22 protein-coding genes are annotated in these 22,707 nt (G+C 44.8%); 11 read left to right on the forward strand and 11 right to left on the reverse strand.

What is annotated here, in order from left to right; genetic code table 11:
* Positions 1–99: 99 nt before the first annotated feature.
* Positions 100–1,353 (forward strand): D-amino acid dehydrogenase, encoded by a 1,254-nt coding sequence (locus tag vsple_RS05560; protein WP_261882910.1) that lies wholly within the window; start codon positions 100–102, stop codon positions 1,351–1,353.
* A gap of 54 nt (positions 1,354–1,407) precedes the next feature.
* Here vsple_RS05560 and vsple_RS05565 read toward each other — a convergent pair whose 3' ends face one another.
* The 3 genes from vsple_RS05565 to vsple_RS05575 all read right to left on the reverse strand — a co-directional run bounded on the left by vsple_RS05565 (position 1,408) and on the right by vsple_RS05575 (position 4,421).
* On the reverse strand, positions 1,408–2,331 hold the full coding sequence (locus vsple_RS05565; protein WP_261882911.1) for a pyridoxal-phosphate dependent enzyme: 924 nt from the start codon (positions 2,329–2,331) through the stop codon (positions 1,408–1,410).
* A 144-nt stretch (positions 2,332–2,475) separates the two neighbouring features.
* On the reverse strand, positions 2,476–3,747 hold the full coding sequence (locus tag vsple_RS05570) for a sensor histidine kinase (RefSeq protein ID WP_261882912.1): 1,272 nt from the start codon (positions 3,745–3,747) through the stop codon (positions 2,476–2,478).
* The gene (locus tag vsple_RS05575) at positions 3,744–4,421 is read right to left on the reverse strand and encodes a response regulator transcription factor (RefSeq protein WP_261883127.1); all 678 of its coding nucleotides are present in this window, start codon (positions 4,419–4,421) and stop codon (positions 3,744–3,746) included. Before vsple_RS05575 ends, vsple_RS05570 begins: the two co-directional genes overlap by 4 nt.
* Before the next feature lie 130 nt (positions 4,422–4,551).
* Here vsple_RS05575 and vsple_RS05580 point away from each other — a divergent pair, with 130 nt between their 5' ends.
* The 3 genes from vsple_RS05580 to vsple_RS05590 are packed head-to-tail and all read left to right on the forward strand — an operon-like array spanning position 4,552 to position 7,482.
* Positions 4,552–5,571 carry a glycosyltransferase family 2 protein gene (locus vsple_RS05580; protein ID WP_261882913.1) on the forward strand — a complete coding sequence of 340 codons (1,020 nt, stop codon included), beginning with the start codon at positions 4,552–4,554 and terminating at the stop codon, positions 5,569–5,571.
* On the forward strand, positions 5,568–7,043 hold the full coding sequence (locus vsple_RS05585) for an ArnT family glycosyltransferase (RefSeq protein WP_261882914.1): 1,476 nt from the start codon (positions 5,568–5,570) through the stop codon (positions 7,041–7,043). Before vsple_RS05580 ends, vsple_RS05585 begins: the two co-directional genes overlap by 4 nt.
* Positions 7,021–7,482 (forward strand): GtrA family protein, encoded by a 462-nt coding sequence (locus vsple_RS05590; protein WP_261882915.1) that lies wholly within the window; start codon positions 7,021–7,023, stop codon positions 7,480–7,482. The genes vsple_RS05585 and vsple_RS05590 overlap by 23 nt, the downstream gene beginning before the upstream one ends.
* A gap of 133 nt (positions 7,483–7,615) precedes the next feature.
* On the opposite strand, the gene vsple_RS05595 is transcribed toward vsple_RS05590, so the two are convergent.
* Complete coding sequence (locus vsple_RS05595) at positions 7,616–9,985, reverse strand: YgiQ family radical SAM protein (protein WP_261882916.1); 2,370 nt, start codon at positions 9,983–9,985, stop codon at positions 7,616–7,618.
* Between the two features lie 246 nt (positions 9,986–10,231).
* Here vsple_RS05595 and vsple_RS05600 point away from each other — a divergent pair, with 246 nt between their 5' ends.
* Together vsple_RS05600 and vsple_RS05605 are read left to right on the forward strand one after the other, a co-directional pair.
* Positions 10,232–10,912, forward strand: a complete 681-nt coding sequence (locus vsple_RS05600; protein ID WP_261882917.1) for a hypothetical protein — start codon at positions 10,232–10,234, stop codon at positions 10,910–10,912.
* 152 nt (positions 10,913–11,064) lie between these two features.
* Entirely contained in the window at positions 11,065–11,265 is a 201-nt protein-coding gene (locus vsple_RS05605) for a DUF4250 domain-containing protein (RefSeq protein WP_150871959.1), read from the forward strand.
* 119 nt (positions 11,266–11,384) lie between these two features.
* On the opposite strand, the gene vsple_RS05610 is transcribed toward vsple_RS05605, so the two are convergent.
* Positions 11,385–12,296, reverse strand: a complete 912-nt coding sequence (locus vsple_RS05610; protein WP_261882918.1) for a LysR substrate-binding domain-containing protein — start codon at positions 12,294–12,296, stop codon at positions 11,385–11,387.
* Positions 12,297–12,567: 271 nt separating this feature from the next.
* On the opposite strand from vsple_RS05610, the gene metE reads away from it, so the two are divergent.
* On the forward strand, positions 12,568–14,883 hold the full coding sequence (gene metE, locus vsple_RS05615) for a 5-methyltetrahydropteroyltriglutamate--homocysteine S-methyltransferase (protein ID WP_261882919.1): 2,316 nt from the start codon (positions 12,568–12,570) through the stop codon (positions 14,881–14,883).
* Between the two features lie 137 nt (positions 14,884–15,020).
* On the opposite strand, the gene vsple_RS05620 is transcribed toward metE, so the two are convergent.
* From vsple_RS05620 to vsple_RS05645, 6 genes are all read right to left on the reverse strand, one after another.
* Positions 15,021–15,416 carry a GspS/AspS pilotin family protein gene (locus tag vsple_RS05620; RefSeq protein WP_255230946.1) on the reverse strand — a complete coding sequence of 132 codons (396 nt, stop codon included), beginning with the start codon at positions 15,414–15,416 and terminating at the stop codon, positions 15,021–15,023.
* 1 nt (position 15,417) lies between these two features.
* Positions 15,418–15,714: a YciI family protein gene (locus vsple_RS05625; RefSeq protein WP_032549334.1), complete on the reverse strand. Its 297-nt coding sequence runs from the start codon at positions 15,712–15,714 to the stop codon at positions 15,418–15,420.
* Positions 15,715–15,911: 197 nt separating this feature from the next.
* Positions 15,912–16,307: an acyl-CoA thioester hydrolase YciA gene (gene yciA / locus vsple_RS05630; RefSeq protein ID WP_255230945.1), complete on the reverse strand. Its 396-nt coding sequence runs from the start codon at positions 16,305–16,307 to the stop codon at positions 15,912–15,914.
* A 118-nt stretch (positions 16,308–16,425) separates the two neighbouring features.
* Positions 16,426–16,989, reverse strand: coding sequence for a septation protein A (locus tag vsple_RS05635; protein WP_261882920.1), 564 nt, complete (start codon positions 16,987–16,989; stop codon positions 16,426–16,428).
* 109 nt (positions 16,990–17,098) lie between these two features.
* Positions 17,099–17,347 carry a hypothetical protein gene (locus vsple_RS05640; RefSeq protein WP_261882921.1) on the reverse strand — a complete coding sequence of 83 codons (249 nt, stop codon included), beginning with the start codon at positions 17,345–17,347 and terminating at the stop codon, positions 17,099–17,101.
* 302 nt (positions 17,348–17,649) lie between these two features.
* Positions 17,650–18,537, reverse strand: a complete 888-nt coding sequence (locus tag vsple_RS05645; protein ID WP_261882922.1) for a LysR substrate-binding domain-containing protein — start codon at positions 18,535–18,537, stop codon at positions 17,650–17,652.
* 181 nt (positions 18,538–18,718) lie between these two features.
* Between vsple_RS05645 and hisC the strand changes: the two genes are divergently transcribed.
* The 4 genes from hisC (at position 18,719) to vsple_RS05665 (ending at position 22,699) form a co-directional block, all read left to right on the forward strand.
* Positions 18,719–19,843: a histidinol-phosphate transaminase gene (gene hisC / locus vsple_RS05650; protein ID WP_261882923.1), complete on the forward strand. Its 1,125-nt coding sequence runs from the start codon at positions 18,719–18,721 to the stop codon at positions 19,841–19,843.
* A 10-nt stretch (positions 19,844–19,853) separates the two neighbouring features.
* A complete protein-coding gene (locus tag vsple_RS05655; protein WP_261883128.1) occupies positions 19,854–20,627 on the forward strand; it encodes an ABC transporter substrate-binding protein in 774 nt (257 codons plus the stop codon).
* A gap of 565 nt (positions 20,628–21,192) precedes the next feature.
* Positions 21,193–22,152 carry a TRAP transporter substrate-binding protein gene (locus vsple_RS05660; RefSeq protein WP_261882924.1) on the forward strand — a complete coding sequence of 320 codons (960 nt, stop codon included), beginning with the start codon at positions 21,193–21,195 and terminating at the stop codon, positions 22,150–22,152.
* A 67-nt stretch (positions 22,153–22,219) separates the two neighbouring features.
* Positions 22,220–22,699, forward strand: a complete 480-nt coding sequence (locus vsple_RS05665) for a TRAP transporter small permease (RefSeq protein ID WP_261882925.1) — start codon at positions 22,220–22,222, stop codon at positions 22,697–22,699.
* The last annotated feature ends 8 nt before the right edge of the window (positions 22,700–22,707 follow it).

Consider the following 22,707-nt stretch of genomic DNA (forward strand, 5'->3'; position numbering starts at 1 on the left):
GTTGACTTTAAGTCAATATATCTATGCTTGTTAAGTCAACGTTCGCTTCATAAAGTGTCTTAAAGTTACGAAGATGTTGCTAAATTCAGGAGCAAAGCAGTGGAAGTGATTGTTATTGGTAGTGGAGTGATTGGGTTGACCAGTGCTTGGTATTTAGCCAAGGAAGGGCATAAGGTATCGGTTATCGACCGTCAAGATAGCAGTGGTAAAGAGACCAGTTTCGCAAATGCTGGTCAAATCTCTTACGGTTATTCGTCGCCTTGGGCTGCACCCGGTATTCCCGTTAAGGCTCTCAAATGGCTAACGCAAGAGCACGCACCGTTAAAAGTGAAGCCTTCTCTTTCACCTGCTTTGATTCAATGGGCGACTCAAATGTTGTCTAATTGCAGCCCTGCAAAATACGCCATCAATAAATCTCGCATGTTACGTATTGCGAATTACAGCCGAGATTGTTTAACCGAGCTTCGGGAAACGGAAAATCTTGACTATGAGGGTCGTCAGCAAGGAACGCTTCAAGTGTTTCGTGATCCTAAGCAACTGGAAGCGATTCAACAAGATATGAAATTGCTCAAAGAGAGTGGTATTGAGCACTCTTTGTTGGATGTTGAAGAGTGTATCAAAGTCGAGCCTGGGCTTGAATCAGTGAGAGATAAGCTTGTCGGTGGGCTTTATTTACCGGGAGATGAAACGGGCGATTGCCATAAGTTCTGTGTAGAGCTGACTGAAAGAGCCAAAGCCTTGGGTGTTGAATTTAAGTTTAATACCGAAGTGCACTCTTTGAATCGACAAGGCTCATCGCTCGTGAGCATCAACACGAGTGTCGGAGAATTGAAAGCAGATGCTTTTGTTCTGGCAACGGGAAGTTATTCGACAAAGCTTTTGAAGCAGATAAATATTGATATTCCAGTCTATCCTGTGAAAGGTTACTCATTAACACTGCCGATCGTCAACGCTGATAAGGCTCCAACATCTACGGTGATGGATGAGACATACAAAGTAGCAATGACACGTTTTGACGATCGTATTCGTATTGCGGGCACTGCAGAGCTGGCGGGTTTTAACTTTGATATTCCAGAGAAGCGTAAAGCGACCATCGACATGGTGATCAAAGATCTATTCCCAGAGGCGGGTGACCATGCGAAAGCGGAATACTGGACAGGGTTACGCCCGATGACCCCAGACGGGACGCCAATCATAGGTAAAACGCCCGTGGGTAATCTCTATACGAATACTGGTCATGGAACTTTAGGTTGGACGATGGCGTGTGGCTCAGGAAAAATTCTTGCTAGTGTGGTGAGTGGTAAAACGCCAGAAGTCGAAAGTGACGACCTAAGTGTCTCTCGATATCAGTAAAATCTTGAAGATATCAGCAGCAAACGGCAGTATCTAAATATCAGACGATGATTATCAATCTAATGTCCGCTTGACGGTCATCTCTGGATATTTACGTTGATAACGAGGCAACATAGATTCATTGCCCAGCAAGCCACCTTGATGAATGTAGATAAGTGTTTTGTTTGGGTTGTCGTGTTGCCACTGTTCCAAACATTGCCACATCAAAGGGTCGTAGAGCAGATCAAATTCAACATCGGTCTCTTCTAGAAGGTCGAGCCACATTTGGTAATCTCGTCGATAGAGTTTGCCAAAGTGGTGTTTGTTTTCTTGAGGTAAAATTTGTGGATGATCGTCCTCACCCAGCTCTTTAAACTGTTTGGTCAGGTAGTCACTACCGCCAACACAAGCACAGGTAATGACGGGAAGATTGTGCACTTTCAGATGTTTGTGTAAATAAAGGGCGGTGCTGCCAGTGCCTGCTGGTAAGGCGACGACAAAGTCATGCTTAGATTCGAAACGTGTCCAGCTTAGGATCTCCATAGCGAGCTGCTTGACCCCATACTCTGACATCTGACTGCGTCCACCTTCTGGTAGCACAATGCACTCAGGGCCTGGCTGCCTGACTTGCTCGATATAATCTCTTGGGTGCAGTTCACTGGCGACCAGCTGCATACTGATGACTTTGGCGCCAAGGTCTAGCGCACCACGATAGTTTCCTATTGGTTTATCAATCAACCATTGAGGTAAGTGGTCAACGTAAAATTCTAAATTCCAACCCTTTATCTTAGCCAGCGCAGCGAGCGACAAGAGTGAATTTGCTTGAGCCGAACCATAGCAGATCAATGTCGTGATGTTCGAGTGCTCTTGTTCAAGTAGCTGCATGAATTTCCGGGCTTTGTTGCCACAAAAATGGGAGTGCAATTGGTCATCGCGCTTTAAGAAGAAAGTTCGACCATTGAACTGGTGTTGGGTGATAGGGCTGTTGTTGAGTTTCATGTTGGGTAGATGCCACGAGGCATATGTTGAACATTGAAGACGCAGTATCGGGTAACTGGTAGTTCAAGTAAACCGTTTAAATCAATGTTTGGGTGGCTAACTCATCCAAACATCGGCTCTTGAGCATTTAAGGTGAGAGAGCCCTCACTGTGGTTGTGGGTCAAACACCACCTGTGCAACGCAGCCGCCATCTTGATGGTTAATGAGCTCAAAATCCCAGTGGTATCGGCTACACAGATCTTCCACGATTAACAACCCCAACCCGTGCCCACTTGGGTTGTACTGCTCAGTCAAACCTTCCCCTTGGTCATGGATGCTGATTAAATGTTGGGTCAAAGTGATTTCCACTTTGCCACGGTTGGTAGCAGCAATGGCATTTCTCAGGAGGTTACCAATCAACATGTTAAGTATCGCGCTGGTGGCTCGAATGCTTGGCTCACCATTCACTTCGAGTGTCACATCCACTTGCTTTTCGCTCGCTTGTGCAGAGTTCTTCGCAATGATCTGTTCCAGCTCTTGTTTGCTGAACAGGCGAATTGGCGCGTCGTCTTGATTTCGCTCATAACGTACTAGCCCAAGTAGCGCATCAACCATCTCGGACATTTGAGAAACTGCATCGTCGACACGTTTCACCTGGCGGTGTTGGAATTCCGTCATCTGGCTACGTAGAAGCAGTTTGTTCGAACCTCGCGCAATGGTAAGAGGTGTGCGCAGTTCATGGCTAGAGTAGCGGGCGAATGCTTGCTCACGCTTTACTAGCGCATTGATTTCACGACGGTATTCATTGAGTTGGTTGGTAAGTTGGCGAAACTCAATCGCTGCGCCATCTTGGACTGAAAACTCTTGATTGAGGTTGTTTTTATTGCTCTCCAACTGCTTTGCTAGTGAATTAAATGGCTCGATTAATCGTCGAGAGAGGCGATAAAGCAGTGCCCCAAAACTGAAGATTAGAATGGCTAACAACGTCAAGACAGAAGAAGTCGCATAGAGAATCTCTGTGACATTAAATTCTATTCGGTCTATTTCAGAGAGTAGGATAAGAGGATAGGTTACCCCCTCGTGAGAGTACTCTCCGATATACACCATGCGTGAATGTGGTTCTTCGCCAACTTCGCCAATGAAACTCTCTTTACTATTTATATATTTTTGATAGCGATCAGGCACCAGAGAAGGGTCATTGAAAGCGATAGTCAGGTCATCAATCCGCACCTCACCTTGGGCTCCAGCTTCAAAGAGGGTGACAGCGTAGTTTCTGTCAATCAGGATGCGTCTTTCACCGACTCGGTCTTCTGACAGGTACAGAGCAGCGATAAAGACCGCGTAGACAAAGGCTGTGATGATAACGGCCATCAACCCAAAGAACAGAGCGAGTCGACCGGTTAAGCTCTTGGTGCTGCTCAGTACGTTTAATATCACGAGTTAGACTCCAATCTAAAACCGACTTTAGGCACGGTAATCAGCATCTGTTGATCGAAAGGTTTGTCCAATTGATTTCTTAACTGATAAATATGGCTGCGCAGAACATCATTGTTGGGTTCGTCTTCCTCCCAAAGCTTGTAGGAGATGTCTCCGCGGGTAACCACATCGGGAGCGTTTTTGCATAACATCTCAAGGATGGTATAAGTGGTTGGATTGAGAGCCAATAGCTTGTCTTGTCTGTAAGCTTTACGTGTCTTTTGATCAATGCTGATTTCACCAAATACTAACTTACTTGATGCGACGGTGCCGTGATATCGACGAACTAATGCTTTCATTCGAGCTTCGAGGATATCGAGGTCGAATGGCTTGGTCAGATAATCATCGGCACCATGTTCAAAACCAGCAAGCATGTCGTCTCGGCTATCTAGTGCAGTAAGCATCAGAATAGGAGTGGTGTTGCCGTTCTCTCGCAGTTTGTTGCAGACTGTGAGTCCATCCATGCGAGGCAGCATCAGGTCTAGGATAATGATATCGAATGAGTTATCCGTGGCGAGTTGCAAACCGAGTTCACCATTATCAGCGTAATCGAGTTCCATGCCGATACATTCGAAGTAATCGAACAGTACACCTGCAATCTCACGGTTATCTTCTACCAGCAACACTCGCTTCATCTTATTACCCATTAGAACTCATTCGTTACTACGATCATCCTGAATTGACGTGAAAAATATGTCAACAACATAACTTTCATGGCGCGTTAGTTAATCTGCTGACGGATTCAAAAAAATAGAAGACCGTATTATGACTGAACTTCACATCAATTCGCGCCGCTCAAGCGAACCTCAAATTAGCCCAGCAATTTCGCTGTCCATCATTGTGCCTTTTTTTAATGAAGAGGAAGTACTGCCCGAGTTCCACTCGCGCTTAACTAAGGTGCTTGATGAACTGCCCATATCGAGTGAGATCGTTTATGTCGATGATGGTAGCAAAGACAATAGCTTGTCTTTGGTGGAGTCGTTTACGTCAATTGCGAGCTCTATTTCAGTCATTGGTCTCTCACGTAATTTTGGTAAAGAGTCTGCAATGAGCGCAGGTTTAGAACATTGCCGTGGTCAAGCGGTGATCTTATTGGATGCGGACTTACAAGATCCGCCAGAACTGATTCCAGATATGGTTTCTAAATGGCGAGAAGGTTATGACGTTGTCAATATGCAGCGCAGCCAGCGTGATGGCGAGACTTGGTTTAAGAAGTTTTCAGCCGCCAGTTTCTATCGCGTAATGAACGCTGCCGCAAAAATTGATGTACCTGAGAACGTTGGAGATTTTCGCCTGTTAAGCCGTGAAGTTGTCGATCACATCAATCAGCTTCCAGAGCGTAATCGTTACATGAAAGGCATCTTCTCTTGGCCTGGCTTTAAACAAACCACCGTCCAATTCAAACGCGATGCGCGTTTTTGTGGTGAGACCAAATGGAACTATCTCAAGCTACTTGGCTTGGCGATGGACGGCATCACCTCTTTCTCTATTCGACCACTGCGTATCGCAACCGCAATCGGCAGTATGGTCGCTCTCAGTGCCTTTGTTTACGGCATGTTTATCATCTTTAAAACCTTGATGTTTGGTGAGCCGATTACGGGTTATCCGTCGATGATGGTTGTCCAGTTGGCACTTGGTGGTATCCAGCTTCTTAGTATTGGTCTGATGGGGGAATACATTGGCCGTATTTTTATCGAAACCAAGAATCGTCCTTTGTATCTCATTCAATCTGTTGTCGATAAACCGGCACTCAAAACAACGTATCAATTAGAGGAATCAGCATGAGCCTGAACAGAACCCACCTGTGGTATTTATTAGCCTTCGCGTTAATTCTTAGGTTGCTGTCACTGGCGACGTATCCGTTGATGGATACGACTGAAGCACGTTACGGCGAAATGGCTCGCTTGATGGTTGAAACCGGCAACTGGCTCACTCCGCAATTTGACTACGGTGTGCCTTTTTGGGGTAAGCCGCCACTGTTTACATGGATGAGCGCCGTTGGCATCGAGCTGTTTGGGTTGAGTGAATTTGCAGTGCGAGCTCCTCACTGGCTAGCGGGTGTTTTCACGATCTTATTGATCGCCTATTTTGCGAAACGTACCGAGCAGAGCGCATTGGTTGCTGCTGTGGTATTGGCAACATGTGGCATTTTCTCGATTGCTGCAGGCGCGGTGATGACGGATATTGCTCTTACACTGGCTATGACCATCGCTATGCTTGGCTTTTATCTGTGTTGGAAAGGAGAGGGCAGCAAGCGTATTAATAATGCTTGGGGCTACGTCGGTTTTATTGGCCTTGCTTGTGGTCTGCTTGCCAAAGGTCCTGTCGCTATTGTGATCATGGGTATCGCGGTTTTCCCGTGGCTTGTTTTACAACATGGATTGATTGGTGCATTCAAAGCCCTGTGGCAGCGTTTTCCAATTCTCTCTGGTTTGGCGTTGATGATGGCGATTGCGCTGCCTTGGTACATCATGGCAGAAATGGCGACACCGGGCTTTATCGATTACTTCATTGTTGGTGAGCACTTCAAGCGTTTTGTTGTAAGCGGTTGGGAAGGCGACCTCTATGGTTCAGCTCACAATGAAGCTAGAGGTATGATCTGGGTGTTCTGGATTCAAGCTGCCGCTCCTTGGTCGATTGTACTGCCGATATTGGCATGTGCTCGTCGCCAAAAAATCAAAGAGCAAAACCAAACTAACACAGGCTTATTCTCGTTCCTAATTTGTTGGTTGATTTCACCAGTGTTGCTGTTCACTATGGCGGGAAATATTCTCCCTGCTTACGTGTTACCGGGTATTCCAGCGTTAGGTCTGCTTGTGGCAATGCTGGTGGTAGAGAAAGATAAGAAATGGTTCTCAAGTGTCGCGCTAGTGTTGCCTGTATTGCTGATGATAGCCATGGTGTATTTGAATTTAGGTAAGGCGAACGAGAAGAGTGACCGTATTATCTTCAACCATATTCAAGACGACGCCCCAAGTTACTACATAGGCAAGCGTCCATTTTCGGGTCAGTTCTATAGCTTAGGACAAGCCAAGAAAATCACCGATATCTCAGAGGCAGATACGAGTGATAAGTTCTACTTAATTGGCAAGAAGGAAGAAGTTGAGTCGGTCATTGCACAGAATGCATTGAGCTGTGTGCGAGAACCCGTTAATAAACAGAAGCGGGTGCTATTTAGTTGTAAGCCAATGGGTTCGACAGGAGTTGCTGAGCCCGTTGCCGTAAAGATTCTCGATGAAAACGCCATTTCACTTTAGAACGATGACCTCAAGTATCGAAAGAGTATTGAGGCCTCATCATCAGCTAATTAAGTTTGCATGTGTTGGTGCCGGTGGATTTGTCGTTGATTGTGCCGCTTTTGCACTGTTTCATTTTGTGGGTGATTTGTCGGTGATGTGGGCAAGAATGTTGGCCTTTCTAGTCGCGGCAACCAGCACTTGGATAGGTAACAGAGTACTAACGTTCGAATACCAAGGGACAGGGTCACGCAGGGATGATTTTAAGCAGTGGCAAAAATTCATGACCTCGGCAATGATATCGGCCTTACCCAACTTGATATGTTTCAAGGCTCTCACATTAATGCTGCCTGCATTTTATGGCTCGCTGTTTTTGGCTATGGCGGTCGGGGTGTTGGTTGGAATGGTCAGCAACTACTTACTCAGCAAGGCTTGGGTGTTTAAACAAACGCAAGCTTAGCCACTCATCTAGCTACAGAAACAAAAAAGTCCAAGTGGGGAATCACTTGGACTTTTGTCATTTAAAGCGAAGGGTTGTCGCTTTGCTACTTAAAGTTAACGTCTCTACTGAGAGCTTGCATTGTTTCTAAGAGCTAGCGCTGCGCCGCGCGTTGGCGGTTCTTTCCGTTACCAGAAGGTTTGCCACCTTGGCCATTGCCTGCTTTGTTGCGGTTTGGTTTGCCGTTTCCTTGAGATTGGCCGCCCGGACCTTTCTTAATAAAGCCGCTCGCTGGTTTACGACCGTTGCCGCCGCCATTTCCGTTGCCCTGATGACCATTACCTTGGCCGTTGTTACTGTTAGGCTTCTTACCACCTGGCTTTTTGCCTGAATGGTTACGTGGCTTCTCGCCGCCTAGACCCGGTTGAGATTTACTGTGCTTGGTCGCGAAACGGTGAGCACCGTGACGACCAGACTTACGACGTTGTGCTGGTGTTTGTGCATCAAAGTCTTCTTCTGGCACCAAACAACCCGGCTTATCACCGATTAGGTGCTTCTTACCCATGTCGATCAGCGCTTCACGGATCAGTTTCCAGTTCTCTGGATCATGATAACGCAATAGTGCTTTGTGCAGGCGACGTTGACGGTCACCTTTTGGCACTGGAATATCTTCACGCTTTTTGTACTTAACGCGTTTCAGAGGGTTGGTCTCTGAGTAGTACATTGACGTAGCGTTACACATTGGCGATGGGTAGAAGTTCTGAACTTGGTCACACTCGTAGTTGTGCTTCTTCAGCCAAAGCGCAAGGTTAAGCATGTCTTCATCTTCTGTACCCGGGTGCGCCGAGATGAAGTATGGGATCAGATACTGTTTCTTACCTGCTTCAGCACTGTACTTCTCGAACATCTCTTTAAAGCGGTCGTAAGTCCCCATACCTGGCTTCATCATCAGATCAAGAGGGCCTTTTTCAGTATGCTCTGGAGCGATCTTCAGATAGCCACCAACGTGGTGTGTAACCAACTCACGTACGTATTCTGGAGACTCAATCGCTAGGTCGTAACGAACGCCAGACGCGATCATGATCTTCTTAACGCCTTCCACTTTACGTGCAGAGCGGTACAGGTCGATAGTGTGTTTGTGGTCTGTGTTTAGTTTCTCACAGATCTTAGGGAACACACATGATGGACGACGGCAGTTCACTTCCGCTTTCGGGTCAGAACAACCTAAGCGGTACATGTTTGCTGTTGGACCACCCAAGTCAGAGATCGTGCCCGTAAAGCCAGGTACTTTCTCTTTGATGTCCTCGATTTCATCCAAGATAGACTCTTTTGAGCGGTTCTGGATGATACGACCTTCGTGCTCGGTGATGGAACAGAAAGAGCAACCACCAAAACAGCCACGCATGATGTTAACTGACGTTTTGATCATGTCGTAAGCAGGAATCTTCGCTTTGCCATACATAGGGTGAGGGACACGCTTGTATGCAAGGCCAAATACGTAGTCCATTTCTTCTGTCGTAAGAGGGATTGGCGCTTGGTTTACCCAAAGTTCACGGTCACCGTGTCGCTGAATCAGGGCGCGGCCCGAGTATGGGTTAGTCTCTAGGTGCAGAATACGACTTGCGTGGGCGTAAAGAATGCGGTCATTGTTTAGCTTTTCAAACGCAGGGATACGAACCGCTGTTGTTTTCGCATCATGGCGAGAAGGGCGGATAGTAATTGGTTGCGCTTTTGGCTCTTCGTCTTTCTTCGTATCACACTGGGTTTCAACCTCGTATGGGTTAACCGGCACATAGGCTTTGTTTGGCTTTTCGATACGAGAAGAGTCAATGATCTTGTAGCCTTCTGGTGCAGCTGGCAAGTTGACCGCAGTACCACGAATGTTGGTCATGTTCGCGATATCTTCACCGTCGGCTAGGCGGTGTGCAACTTCAACCAATGCGCGCTCTGCGTTACCAAATAGAAGGATGTCTGCTTTTGCATCGAAAAGAACAGAACGGCGAACTTTGTCAGACCAATAATCGTAGTGCGCTACGCGGCGAAGACTTGCTTCAATACCACCTAGAACAATCGGCGTGCCTTTGTAGGCTTCACGACAACGCTGCGAGTAAACCAGAGTTGCACGATCAGGACGCTTACCCCCTTCGTTATTTGGCGTGTAAGCATCATCGTGACGTAATTTGCGGTCAGAGGTGTAACGGTTGATCATGGAGTCCATGTTGCCCGCAGTGATGCCGAAGAATAGGTTTGGTTTACCTAGCTTCATGAAAGCATCTTTATTGTCCCATTTTGGTTGAGCAATAATGCCTACGCGGAAGCCTTGTGCTTCAAGCAAGCGGCCGATGATCGCCATACCAAAGCTAGGGTGATCGACATAAGCGTCGCCCGTTACGATGATAATGTCGCAGCTGTCCCATCCAAGAGCATCCATTTCCTTTCTACTGGTGGGCAAAAAGGGCGCTGTGCCGTAGCATTCGGCCCAGTATTTTTTGTGTTCATGAATAGGAGTGATATCGCTGTACATATTTCGACCTCTGATTTTTGAGGCGGGAATTATAGCGGCATGCGCCCTGACTAGCCAGTAGAACATGCCCCTGTTAATTCTACTGTCTTTACCCCGGCTAACCCTATATTGCTATGTCGGGAAGAGATTCTTGGGAAGAGCATAGACCAAGGATAGGAGACAATGAGCAAATTGATGATTTTGATTAGTGTTCCAAGCAGTTTTTGATATCATTCTGCCAAAATAAGTCCATATAAGTAGATCCCAATGATCGAATCTGTATTACTTCAATTCGCGCCTATGTTACTGGGTGCACAACTTGTCCTGACGCTGATCTTAGTGAAAGGTGACATCTGCCCAGGCCAGCGCGGTCGTATTCATAAGGTATTGCCGGCTATTGGTGTACTTTGGTTGGCGGTTGCATCACTTAAGGTCGAAGCTTTCTTAGTGGTATTTGCCATCTTCTATTTCTTCTCCCAAGTTCAAACTAAGAAGACTCGTGATGCAGGCCCTATCTGGGTAATGTATCTGGCTTGTGGCTTGGCACTCTCCTATGTGGGTATTCAAGCGAGCGAAAAGGCAACATTAGTTGGTTTAATTTCCTCTCTGCTTTTGACCGTTCTACTAGGTAGCGCCTTCTCTCATCTCCTGTTGACGATTGCGCGAACACGCCTTCAGGCATTTCATCGTATCTTGCCGGTTGCTGGTATCTTGAGCGGTATGCTGGTGGTACTGACTACTGTGTTGGGTGTCTATTCGCTTTCTGAAGAAGTATTGGAACCTATGGTGCCGTCATTACTGTTCAGCTTTGCTTTGTTGATCTCTTCGATTGTGGTTTGGTGTTGGCATCTGTTATTTGCGAAAACACCTGAAAAAATCCAGCTTGCTGTTGCTTTGCTGATGCTGATCGCGTCGGTTGTGGGCTTAGAGCCAATCTGGGCACTATAGCGCTATAGTAATTCAGGCACTAAAGCAATTTGGGAACTTTATAAAATTGCAAACTGCTCTTTGATTGAATGAGAAATGTGATCTGTTAATAAGCGGATTGACCATTGTCGTTCTAAACTTAAATCAGTCGATGTGTTCGTAAGGAGTACGAGATGGATTTAAGCAACGTCAAAAGCCTAGATAGCATTATTTTATTGGGAATCGTCAACGAAAAATTGCGTCTTGAATGTGATAGTTTTGAAGAGCTTGTCAGTATGTATGAAATGGATATTGAAAGCGTGGTCGGTAAGTTGGATATGCTCGGCTACCAGTACGATCCATTGACCAATCAATTTAAATCTTATCCCAGATAACTGCTTAGCAGAGGGGAACAGTTTAAATTGTTTAATCGTTACAAATGAAAGCCACAGATGCTCAGTCTGTGGCTTTGCTTTTAAAACGGCACTTTGTATCGAAAACAAACTTAACAAAGTTAGACGACTTTGATTCCATCTAGGTGACTCTTACTTTGTTGTCTTGCAGTGCTGAAGAAGGCTTGTAAGTAGCGTTTGTTTCTATCTGAGTTTCTGACTGCGGCAAATAGGCGGCGAGACAACCCTTTGCCTAACGGCTTACTCGCGATCAATCCTTGCCTTGAAAATTCACTGATTGCCCAGTTGGGCAGTGCTGCCACACCTAACCCAGCTGAGACCATTTGTACCAACATCAAGGTGTTGTCGGCCTGTTTCCACTTCTTAGGTTCGATTCCAGCCGGCTGAAGAAAGTGTTTTACTACATCAAGGCGTTGTTTCTGAACCGGATAGGAGAGCATCGTCAGCTCGGCCAAGTCTTCAGGTAGAATCGTTTCTTTTTCTGCGAGAGGAGAGTGAATTGCCGTGATCAATCTCATCTCAAAATCAAACAGGGGTTCATAGTGAACTTCGGATCTCGGCTGGATATCCGAGGTGATCACTAGATCCAGCTCTCCGGCCATCAACGCAGGTAAAGGCTCGAACCCAAAGCCAGAGGAGAAATCGAGAGTCACGCTTGGCCAAGTCACTTGGTACTCTTTGAGTGCTGGCATCAACCATTGAAAACAGGAGTGGCACTCAATCGCCATATGAAGTCGCCCGTTCACATCTTCTTTAAGGCTAGCCAGTTCATTCTCAGCCTTCGCCAGTTTTGGCAATATTTCATCCGCTAGTCTTAGCAGTATCTTCCCCTCAGAAGTGAACTTAACTGGGCGAGTTTTGCGCAGAAAAAGTTGCCCACCCACGCGAGCCTCAAGATCTTTTAATTGATGCGACAAGGCAGATTGAGTCAGGTGTAGTGATGTCGCGGTTGCGGTCAAAGAACCACTATCACGCAGTGTGGTTAATGTTCGCAGATGTTTGAGCTCTATCATGAGTAACCCTCATAGTTCCTAAGCTGATGTTCAATATTTCTTAATAACTACCCTACGTCGTTTTTATGGATGTGTAAACATCTAGACGTCTAATTGTTTTCGGTTTTCTCATATGTGAATTCATCAACATGAGGTTTTCTAATAAACAAGTTGAATATTTGGAGATTGTTCACAAACACATTTGGCGAGATAGTTTAGCCATCCAGACGCCTTTTAAAGAAATTATTCAGCGTCTGACCGGATTCGAAAATAGTGATTAAGGAATAGGCTCATGACAACAACGACTCATATTTTAGGCTACCCACGTATTGGCGAAAAACGAGAACTCAAATTCGCTTTAGAAAAGTATTGGCGTGGGGAAATCGATCAAACGGAACTCAAAGCTGTCGGCAGTCAGTTGCGTAAACGTAATTGGCAAGTTCAATCAGGCGCCAATCTAAGCTTTGTCACGGCTGGCGATTTCGCTTGGTACGATCATGTTCTTGCTACTACGTTACTTCTCGGACATGTGCCAAAGCGTCACAACCAAGGCTTCCCTGATTTGGATACACTGTTCCGTGTTGGTCGCGGTCAATCTCAGATCAGTTGCTGTGGCTCAAATCATAACCATGACCAAGATGGCGCCGCGGCATCAGACATGACCAAGTGGTTTAACACCAATTACCACTACATTGTGCCTGAATTCAGCAAGGATGATTCTTTTGAGGTGAGCTGGCCGCAACTGTTTGACGAAGTCAATCAAGCGATCAAAGCGGGTCATAAAGTGAAACCAGTATTATTAGGGCCGTTGTCCTACCTCTACCTAGGTAAGGAAGTGGAAGAAGGGTTTGATCGTCTAAGCTTACTGCCTCGTTTGCTAACTGCCTATCAGGGAATCTTGGCGAAGTTAGCGAAGCTGGGCGTGGAGTGGGTACAGATCGATGAGCCAATTCTTGCTTTGGAGCTAGAAACCAAATGGGCAGACTCTTTCAAGCTTGCGTACCAAGTGATTCAGGGCGATGTAAAGCTACTACTAACCACCTACTTTGATTCCGTGAACGATACGCTAGATAAGATTATTGACCTTCCGGTAAACGGACTACATATTGACTTGGCTGCTGCTCCTCGACAGTTGAAAGACGTGGTTGAAAAACTGCCTCAAGATTGGGTTCTTTCTGCAGGTGTTATTAATGGTCGCAATGTATGGCGCGCTGATTTGGCTACGCTACTGGCGTCGCTTCTACCTATCAAAGAATCTTTTGGAGAAAGACTGTGGGTGGCAAGTTCTTGTTCTCTACTGCACAGCCCGGTCGATTTAGAGCTAGAAGAGACCTTAACGGAAGAGGTGAAGAGTTGGTTCGCATTCGCCAAGCAGAAAGTTGCAGAAGTGAGCTTACTCGGTGCTGCGCTAGATGGTGATCAGAAAGCGATATTAGCTTGTGAGACTTACAGTTTGCCGATTGAGGCTCGTAAGCAAGCGACTCATGTAAACAAGCCACATGTTCAGGCGAGATTGAAAACACTAACGAAAGCGATTGGCGAGCGAAGCGCCCCTTATGCAGAGCGAGCGGCTCACCAAGCTGAAGTATTGGGCTTACCGTTGTTGCCGACAACAACCATAGGCTCTTTCCCGCAAACTGGCGAGATCCGAGTTCAACGCAGTGCGTATCGCGCAGGAAAACTGAATGAAAGCGAGTACAAACAAGCATTGAAAGGGCACATTGCAGACGCGGTCAAACGTCAAGAGGCACTCGATCTTGATGTGCTTGTTCATGGAGAAGCGGAACGCAATGACATGGTGGAGTACTTTGCTGAGAACTTAGCTGGTTTCCAAACGACCAAGTTTGGATGGGTTCAAAGTTACGGCTCTCGCTGCGTGAAACCAGCTATCGTTGTTGCTGATATTGAGCGAGAAAACCCAATCACCGTTGAGTGGTCGACTTACGCCCAGTCGCTGACTTCTAAGCAGATGAAAGGCATGCTAACGGGGCCGGTGACAATCTTGTGTTGGACTTTCCCTCGTGAAGATATCTCTCGCAAAGAGATCGCAAACCAATTAGCGTTTGCACTGCGTGACGAGGTGTCCGATCTACAAGATGCCGGCATTAACATTATTCAGATTGATGAACCGGCAATTCGTGAAGGGTTGCCTTTGAAGAAAGCTGATCATGCGGAGTATTTGGAGTGGGCTGTTGATGCGTTTAAAGTTTCTGCTGGAAGCGCGAAGCCAGAGACACAAATTCACACCCACATGTGTTACAGCGAATTTAATGAGATCATCGAGTCAGTGGCAGCACTGGATGCAGATGTTATTACCATCGAAACCTCTCGCTCAAACATGGAATTGCTGAAAGCGTTTGAAGAATTCAATTACCCGAATGAGATTGGCCCTGGTGTGTATGATATCCACTCACCAAACATTCCTTCAGAGGAGTGGATTGTGGGCTTGCTTAAGAAAGCAGCAGAGAAGATCCCAGCAGAACGCTTATGGGCAAACCCAGACTGCGGCCTTAAAACTCGCAATTGGGAAGAAACCGAAGCGGCATTAGCCAATCTTGTTTCAGCAACTAAAACGCTGCGCAAAGAGTGGCAAACCGAAACAATTTAAGGTTTGTAAAGTTTGAATAAGGCTTTGTATCTGAGACCTTACTTGCACAAAAAAGCCTCGCACTCGCGAGGCTTTCACTCCTAATTTTGCTCGAATCTCGAATCTCGAATCTCGAATCTCGAATCTCGAATCTCGAATCAGCTACCGCTTTGGCAGGTTTGCTTGCTGATCGGCTGTTCTACCATCAACTGACCGCGCGTATTGCGAATCTTGATGTTGTACACTAAGCCCATATCTAGGTTTGCTCGTACGTCTGAGCTTGTACAGTAGCTATTGACACTGCTTTTCAGCACTTGATTGAGCGGCTTTGCTCCCTGAGCATCTTGGTTGTAGATCATCATGATTTCAATCACGGTGTTCTTTGCCAAGACACGCATTATTTTCAATGGGCCATATTCGATAGGCAGGCCTGCTGAAAGCACACCTGCTCGGTGTTGCGCCATCATTTCTAACTGACGTTGTTTGTCTTGGTCACTTGAACTACAACCCGCAAGGACGAGCGCAGCCAGTGATCCGATAATCCACTTCTTCACGTTAAAATACTTTCTTAAATGGTTTTACAATCACGTTAGCATAAACACCAGCTTCAATATATGGGTCTGCGTCTGCCCAAGCTTGCGCTTCTTCTAGTGAATTAAACTCTGCAATAACCGTTGAGCCTGTAAAACCAGCTTCACCTGGGTTATCTGAGTCGATCGCAGGCATTGGGCCAGCAGTCAATAAACGGCCTTCATCGTGAAGTGTTTGTAGGCGCTCTAGATGTTGAGGACGAACGCTTAAGCGCTTTTCCAATGAGTTTTCGACGTCTTGAGAAAAAATCACGTACCACATATTGGTATATCCTTATTTATACTTCACAAAAAAAGAGGCTCGATGAGCTATGTAGCTAATTTACGCGAACTAATCCTATTTGGAAGAGGGGAAAAGAAGAAAGTGTGAATTGATGCGCGTCGAAGAGGCTGGGTCTTTAAAAGCTGCATAGAAAACGTTCTAAAGACCCTAAATTGATTGGTTATGAGGTGGTTGAATTATTTCGCGATAGCGCGCGGCTTGCCGTCAGAATCAATAGCAACATAGTTGAAGGTTGCGTCACAGACCATAAAGCGGTCTTCGATACCGTGGTCACGAACGGGTTTAACCCAAACCGCCAAATCGATGCTCATTGAAGTGCGACCGATCTTGGTACATTCACCATAAACACATACCACGTCTCCCACCTTGACTGGTTTTTTGAACGTGATGCTCGAAACCGATACCGTTACGATGCGGCCGCATGAGATTTCTTTCGCTAGAATGCCGCCAGCTAAATCGAGCTGAGACATGATCCATCCACCGAACACGTCGCCATTGGCGTTGGTGTCGGCAGGCATAGCAAGAGTGCGAAGAAGAAGTTGGCCTTTTGGCGCATCAGAAGTGTGACTCATTATAAGGGATTCCCAAAACATCAATAAGTCAGTGGCCAGCGTTTATCCTAATGACCACTGTGAACGAAATAATGTGCAAGATTGTAACAAAAAATGAGATTGAGGTCTCATTCGACCATTACTCCTTGTCTCGATTTTTCTCAGAATATTGTTGTTTGTCGTCAGGCAAATTTTTGTAGATGTATAAACCGGTCAATAAAGTCAATGTAATGGTCGCGATCAATAGACCAAATACTTTGAAATTCACCCATACATCGAGTGATAAGTTGAAAGCAACATAGACATTTAAAATCGCACACAACACGAAAAACAGCGCCCACACCCAACTAATATTGCGCCATACAGAGTCAGGCAAAGAAATCTCTTTCCCAAGCATACCCTTTATCACCGGTTTGCCTATTAGTTGGCTCACCGTTAAACCAATGGCGAATAGCGTGTAGACAATGGTGACCTTCCATTTAATAAAGTTATCGTCATGCAGAAATATCGTCATACCACCGAATATTGCAACCATCGCAAAGGTAATGAGCTGCATCTTCTCGACTTTTCTGTAAAGGAGGTAGGTGAGTGCAATTTGAATGGCTGTAGCTGCGATTAGCGCGCCGGTCGCGATGTAGATGTCATACATCTTATATAGAGCAAAGAAGATGATAAGCGGGACAAAGTCGATAATTTGCTTCATGTTAGACCGAACATCCAGTTGAGATTGTTCCTTTCAGTCTAGCTAAAAGTGCTTCGATGCAAAATAGCTCGAAGCACATGAAAATGAAATGTTTGATTGAGTGAAGTTGTTATCGTGTACATGCAGTTTGATAACGTGGAATAAGTTGTTTGATGTCTTCCAAGTAACCTTCACTTCTTAGGTTGTCTAGTGTCTGTTCGAGCTCTTCTTCGCTCATCATAAAGCATGTTGATTTGCCCGTCGTAAGATCCAGATATTCGTGATATTCATGCTCTGTGAAGTGGCCAATGCGATCCATGAGTAGTGTTTTAATCCCGTGGTGAATTAAGCCGTAATATGTATGTCTTTGTAAGGTCATAGCCTATCCTCCGCTGCAAGTCACAATAAGATAGAAGTGCAACCTGCTTGATATTGGTTGGGTTATCTATGACAAAGCAATTCGAATGCCATTTTCATGTCGAGGATGGATCTTTTTAACTTGAAAGAATGATTTGTTTCATATTTTCATTCAGTTAAAAGATTGCTTCGCCTGCTTTCACAAAAGCAATACGTGTAGCGCGAAGAATCGTATTAATTTGAGAGGTAATTTTGCACATCAATTTGAGAATATCTCGATTCTCATTTTGACAAATTTCATCATCTGTTCTCATCTGATCAAGCTCAATCCACTAACCAATCGACCAGAGCTGAGAGTGAGGTATTTTGGCGATTCTTTGGTTGTAGTAGGAAGTAACCATTTCCTGAAAAGACACTGCCTTCACTCACTTTCACTAGTCGACCCAAATCGATGTCTTGTTTCGCAAGCGTAATGTCACCAATGGCGATACCAAAACCTTGAATTGCTGCGTTCATGGCCTGATCGAGTGTTGCGAATTGCTGGTTATTTTTGCTTGAAAGTTCATTACTACCGATATGCTCTAACCACAATCGCCAATCACTCTGCTCATTGTTAGCGTGTAGCCAAGTGTAGTGGGAAAGTTTGTGTGGCTTGATAATGCTCGAGTTAATGTCCGCTAGGTGATCTTTAACAATAATCTGCGATTGGCATACCGGAGCCAGTTGTTCGTTGAACAATAGTTGGCTCACGATTGAGTGTTGATTTGGCTTCTTACCATAGGTAATTACCGCATCAAAGGGGTCAAAACTTGGCTCAAAGACGTGTTTGATGGTGGAAGTGAGTTCCACATCAATCTCAGGAAAAGCCTGTTGAAATGACATCAGTTTGGGGAGTAGCCAAGAGGTGATACAACTTGGGGCATTAAGCTTGATCTTTGAGGGAGAGCTTGACACTTGATTGAGCGCGGATTGCAGCTGCTGAATGGTTGCTTGAATAAGCGGAACGAGCTCTTCACCTTTAGGTGTTAACGATAGGCCACGAGCATGACGATAAAAAAGATCACACCCTAAGCTATCTTCAAACGCCAAGATCTGGCGGCTAACAGCGCCTTGCGTGACGTTGAGTTCATGTGCGGCGCGGGTAAAATTTAGGTGCCGTGCGGTAGAGAGAAACGCAAGTAAAGTTTTGGTTGAAGGTAGTGTATGATTCATATATTTACCTATGACTTTTTATCATGGCTATTATGTAATTATTTCGATTCAATTATCAATAGTGTTCTGTTTGAATGTAAATACTTAATCATCATTTGTGATTCAATATGTGTATATCTCTCATAAATTGAATATGAACGCGATGGTGATAACATTCTGATTAAATGGAAAGGATCGCCTCTTGATATCTTTTATCGATAGCTTAGTGCCACAGGCAGTAAAAAAATTAATACCTTACCAATCGGCGAGAAGAATCGGTGGTGATGGTCGCGTTTGGTTAAACGCAAACGAACTAGAGAGCCCACTGTTTCCGGAAGAAGTTGGGTACAACCGCTATCCAGATTTTTTGCCGCAAGATATAGCGAAGGCGTATCAAGCATATTGTGGAACGGATGCTGAGACGGTTGCGGTGCGTGGTGCAGATGAGGCGATTGATCTGTTAGTCAGAACCTTCTGTGAACCCGCTCAAGATAAGATACTGATTTGTTCTCCAACCTACGCAATGTATGAGTTTTGCGCTGATGCGTTGGCGATCGAAACGTTAGATTCGCCGCTCAAGCAAGATTTCAGTTTAGATACTGCCGATGTGATAGAGAAAGCGGAACTAGCTAATATCGTTTTCCTCTGCTCACCCAACAACCCAACTGGTAATGTGATTCCTAAACCAGATTTGGTTGAAGTGCTTGAGGGTACTCAAGGTAAGTCGCTGGTGGTGGTTGATGAAGCCTATATTGAGTTCGAACCGCAGACATCGGCTGTAAACCTGATTGAGCGCTACCCACATCTAGTCGTAATTCGTACCTTGTCTAAGGCATTTGGATTGGCTGCAGTACGCTGCGGATTTCTGTTAGCGAGCCCTAACGTGATGCAGTATGTAGTAAAACTGATTCCGCCATACCCAATACCTGATTGTTCTTCGCAAATCGTATTGGAGGCACTGTCTGACGAGCGTATTTCTGTAATGCAAGAAGCGACATTAGATCTGATTCAAGTTCGTAACCGCTTTGCAGTTCAATTGACACAGTTTGATTTCATTGAACAGGTTTATCCGTCGTCAACCAACTTTGTGTTGTTAAAGCACAAGCCGGAACACCAACTGTTTAGCGTGTTGGCAAAAAATGGCATTGTGACAAGGAATCAACATCATGAACCTGCGTTGCGTCACTGTGTACGCATCAGTATTGGCAGCCAAGAGAGCATGGATGAAGTGATAGCGTCACTAAGCCACTATCAGAAAGAGCTGCATCAGAAGCAACAAGCTCAGAATAAAGAACCTCAATTTCAACTTGATAAAGATCATATCTAGGATGGCAATGATGAAAAAGATACTACTAGGACTTACTTGCGCGGCAGTTTTACTTGGTACTTCTGTACAGGCGAAAGAGATTCGCTTGGCGTCAGATTTTACCTATCCACCTTTTAACTACAAAAATAGTGAAGGTGTACCGGTTGGCTTCGATATCGAAATAGCCGATGCCTTATGTGAGCAAGCGAAACTGGACTGTACTTGGGTATCGCAAAGTTGGGACTCCCTTATTCCAAGCTTACTGGCGAGAAAGTCAGATGTGATCATGGCGTCGATGCGTATTACTGAAGAGCGCAAGCGTAAGATCTTGTTTACCAATAAATACTATCAAACCCCGGCAGTATTCGTTGCCGCTAAAAGTGCAACATTTGAGATCGATCAAGAGGGTTTATCGGGTAAAACCATCGGTGTACAACAAGGGACTATTCACGACCGCTATGTGACGGACAAGTTTGGCAGTGTCGCCACCATCAAGCGCTACACTGGTCAAGATGAAGTCTACCTTGATCTTCAGAATGGCCGTTTAGACGTCACCTTTGGTAATTCAGATCAGCTGTCTCTCGCGTTCTTAGATAAGGCTGAAGGAGAGGGTTTTGAATTCAAAGGCAAAGCGGTAACTGACAAAGCGTATATCGGTGAAGGCACAGCACTGGCGTTAAGAAAACAAGACTCAAAATTAGCGGAGCAGTTCAATAATGCCATCGAAGAGATTCGAGCTAACGGCACTTACGATAAAATTGCGGCGAAGTACTTCTCTTTTGATATCTATGGCAGTGATTTGTAATTTTGCCTAGCGCCTAAAACTAAATTACTAAAAAAATCCGAGAGCAATGAGGTTCTCGGATTTTTGTTACAAATAAATTCTATCTAGTGATTCTATCAACGTTCTTCACACCAGTTTGTTCATTTTTGTATCTAAAGCTTTCCCACGATCTATTCTCCAGTCATAGTTGATACGACGATTTTTCAATCGGTTAATCCTTCCTAGTTCACGCATTTATATCCACCTTAAAGTATTAAAATAGCACAAAAAAATAAATTAATTTTGGCTTAACAACTTGTTCTAAAAATAAATTAAATTTCAAAAACTCCGTAGTATTAGCCATTTAATGGCTTAATTAGTGACAAATATGATTGATATCACAATCAAATAAAACATAAGACTCACATATAAAACTTATCTCACAAAATACACAAATGTTATTGTAATACAAATTTGTCAAGGTAAAAATGTTGTAATGAAACGTTACAAGGGCGAGTAGTGTGCGATTGATTTTTAGATTTCAAGCTCGGCTTTAGCGTGACATAGACAACTGTACCTCTTACTAAAATGGATTCTGGAGAAGAACATGAAAAAACACCTACTAACGATTGCTGCTGCATCAGTTCTCTTGGCATTTGGATCTCAAGCCAAAACGTTAACCCTAGGACATGCGATGTCATTAGAAAGCGCTGCTCATCAAGGCATGGTGATCATGGCTGATAAAGTCAAAGAAAAATCGAATGGAGAGCTGACTATTAAGATTTTTCCAAACGGTCAGCTTGGATCTGAGCGTGACCAAGCTGAGCAGGTTGTTACTGGCGCGATTGACATGGCAAAAATCAATGGTGGACTAGCCGAATCTTTTGAACCGACGTTTAAAGTGAATGCACTGCCATTCTTATTCCGTGATGTTCAACATATGAGGATGTTCATGCGAAGTGAAGCGGCGCAAGAGATGCTGCTTTCAAGCCAGGGTAAGGGCTTCATTGGCCTCACATTTTATGATTCAGGTACACGTAGCTTCTACGCTAAAAAAGCGATTAACTCTCCAGACGATCTAGCCGGTATGAAAGTTCGAGTTCCTGGCTCTCCTACAATGATGGAAATGGTCAATTTGTTAGGTGGTAAAGCTACACCTGTACCTTTCAATGAGGTATACACGGCACTGCAACAAGGCGTTATTGATGGTGCTGAAAATAATATTTCTAGCTTGGTTGAGATGAAACACAGTGAGGTTGCTAAGTTTTATTCCATGGATCAACACATGATGACCCCTGATGTAATCATTATTTCGGAATACAAATGGGGATCACTCACGCCGCAAGAGCAAAAAATCTTAAAAGAAGCAGCAGCTGAATCTCTTGAAGAGCAGATTAAAATCTGGGACGCAACAGATGACATGAACAAAGAGAAAGGTATGAAAGCAGGCGTAACGTTTGTCAATGTTGACAAAGCGCCGTTCCGCGCGGCTGTGAAACCAATGATTGATGATGCGAAAAAAGATCCTAAATTAGCTTCATTCATTGAAAAAATTGAAGCTCTTTAACCAGTCTTAGTGAAAATATAATTTTGCCTTGGTTTTGCTAGGGCAAAATTTTTTGAGGTATCACACAATGTTAGCCACTTTCAGAAACTTACTTGATAGATTGATTCTTATTGTCTCTTCTTTTGCACTAATGCTACTCGTTGTTACCGTTACTTGGCAGGTTTTTAGTCGATATGTTTTGAACGACCCAAGTAATTGGACTGATGAACTTGCTCGTTATGCGATGGTGTGGCTTGGCCTACTAGGAGCAAGCTACTTGTTTGGCACCAAAGGCCACTTAGCAATAACACTATTGGATGGAGCTCTTAAGGGTAAAGCACACATAGCATTACATTTACTCATTAATATAATTTCAGGCGCATTTGTTTCTCTAGCAATGCTTATAGGTGGCATTGCCCTAATGGTAAGGACGACACAACAACTATCTCCAGCACTGCAACTACCGATGTCGACGGTTTATTCAATACTGCCGATTTCAGCCGTTATTATCCTCATCTATTTGATCATGAATACGTTGGATCTTTTTTGTGAACCTAATAAAAAGTAAGTTATAAA

The sequence above is a fragment of the Vibrio pelagius genome, assembly GCF_024347575.1.
Classification (GTDB): domain Bacteria; phylum Pseudomonadota; class Gammaproteobacteria; order Enterobacterales; family Vibrionaceae; genus Vibrio; species Vibrio pelagius.

Excerpts from the sequence above, each read along its gene's own strand:
- vsple_RS05565 (WP_261882911.1), bottom strand. The coding sequence starts at position 2,331 with ATGAAACTCAACAACAGCCCTATCACCCAACACCAGTTCAATGGTCGA.
- vsple_RS05575 (WP_261883127.1), bottom strand. The coding sequence starts at position 4,421 with ATGAAGCGAGTGTTGCTGGTAGAAGATAACCGTGAGATTGCAGGTGTA.
- vsple_RS05580 (WP_261882913.1), top strand. The coding sequence starts at position 4,552 with ATGACTGAACTTCACATCAATTCGCGCCGCTCAAGCGAACCTCAAATT.
- vsple_RS05585 (WP_261882914.1), top strand. The coding sequence starts at position 5,568 with ATGAGCCTGAACAGAACCCACCTGTGGTATTTATTAGCCTTCGCGTTA.
- vsple_RS05590 (WP_261882915.1), top strand. The coding sequence starts at position 7,021 with ATGAAAACGCCATTTCACTTTAGAACGATGACCTCAAGTATCGAAAGA.
- vsple_RS05595 (WP_261882916.1), bottom strand. The coding sequence starts at position 9,985 with ATGTACAGCGATATCACTCCTATTCATGAACACAAAAAATACTGGGCC.
- vsple_RS05600 (WP_261882917.1), top strand. The coding sequence starts at position 10,232 with ATGATCGAATCTGTATTACTTCAATTCGCGCCTATGTTACTGGGTGCA.
- vsple_RS05605 (WP_150871959.1), top strand. The coding sequence starts at position 11,065 with ATGGATTTAAGCAACGTCAAAAGCCTAGATAGCATTATTTTATTGGGA.
- vsple_RS05610 (WP_261882918.1), bottom strand. The coding sequence starts at position 12,296 with ATGATAGAGCTCAAACATCTGCGAACATTAACCACACTGCGTGATAGT.
- metE (WP_261882919.1), top strand. The coding sequence starts at position 12,568 with ATGACAACAACGACTCATATTTTAGGCTACCCACGTATTGGCGAAAAA.
- vsple_RS05625 (WP_032549334.1), bottom strand. The coding sequence starts at position 15,714 with ATGTGGTACGTGATTTTTTCTCAAGACGTCGAAAACTCATTGGAAAAG.
- yciA (WP_255230945.1), bottom strand. The coding sequence starts at position 16,307 with ATGAGTCACACTTCTGATGCGCCAAAAGGCCAACTTCTTCTTCGCACT.
- vsple_RS05635 (WP_261882920.1), bottom strand. The coding sequence starts at position 16,989 with ATGAAGCAAATTATCGACTTTGTCCCGCTTATCATCTTCTTTGCTCTA.
- vsple_RS05640 (WP_261882921.1), bottom strand. The coding sequence starts at position 17,347 with ATGACCTTACAAAGACATACATATTACGGCTTAATTCACCACGGGATT.
- vsple_RS05645 (WP_261882922.1), bottom strand. The coding sequence starts at position 18,537 with ATGAATCATACACTACCTTCAACCAAAACTTTACTTGCGTTTCTCTCT.
- vsple_RS05655 (WP_261883128.1), top strand. The coding sequence starts at position 19,854 with ATGAAAAAGATACTACTAGGACTTACTTGCGCGGCAGTTTTACTTGGT.
- vsple_RS05660 (WP_261882924.1), top strand. The coding sequence starts at position 21,193 with ATGAAAAAACACCTACTAACGATTGCTGCTGCATCAGTTCTCTTGGCA.
- vsple_RS05665 (WP_261882925.1), top strand. The coding sequence starts at position 22,220 with ATGTTAGCCACTTTCAGAAACTTACTTGATAGATTGATTCTTATTGTC.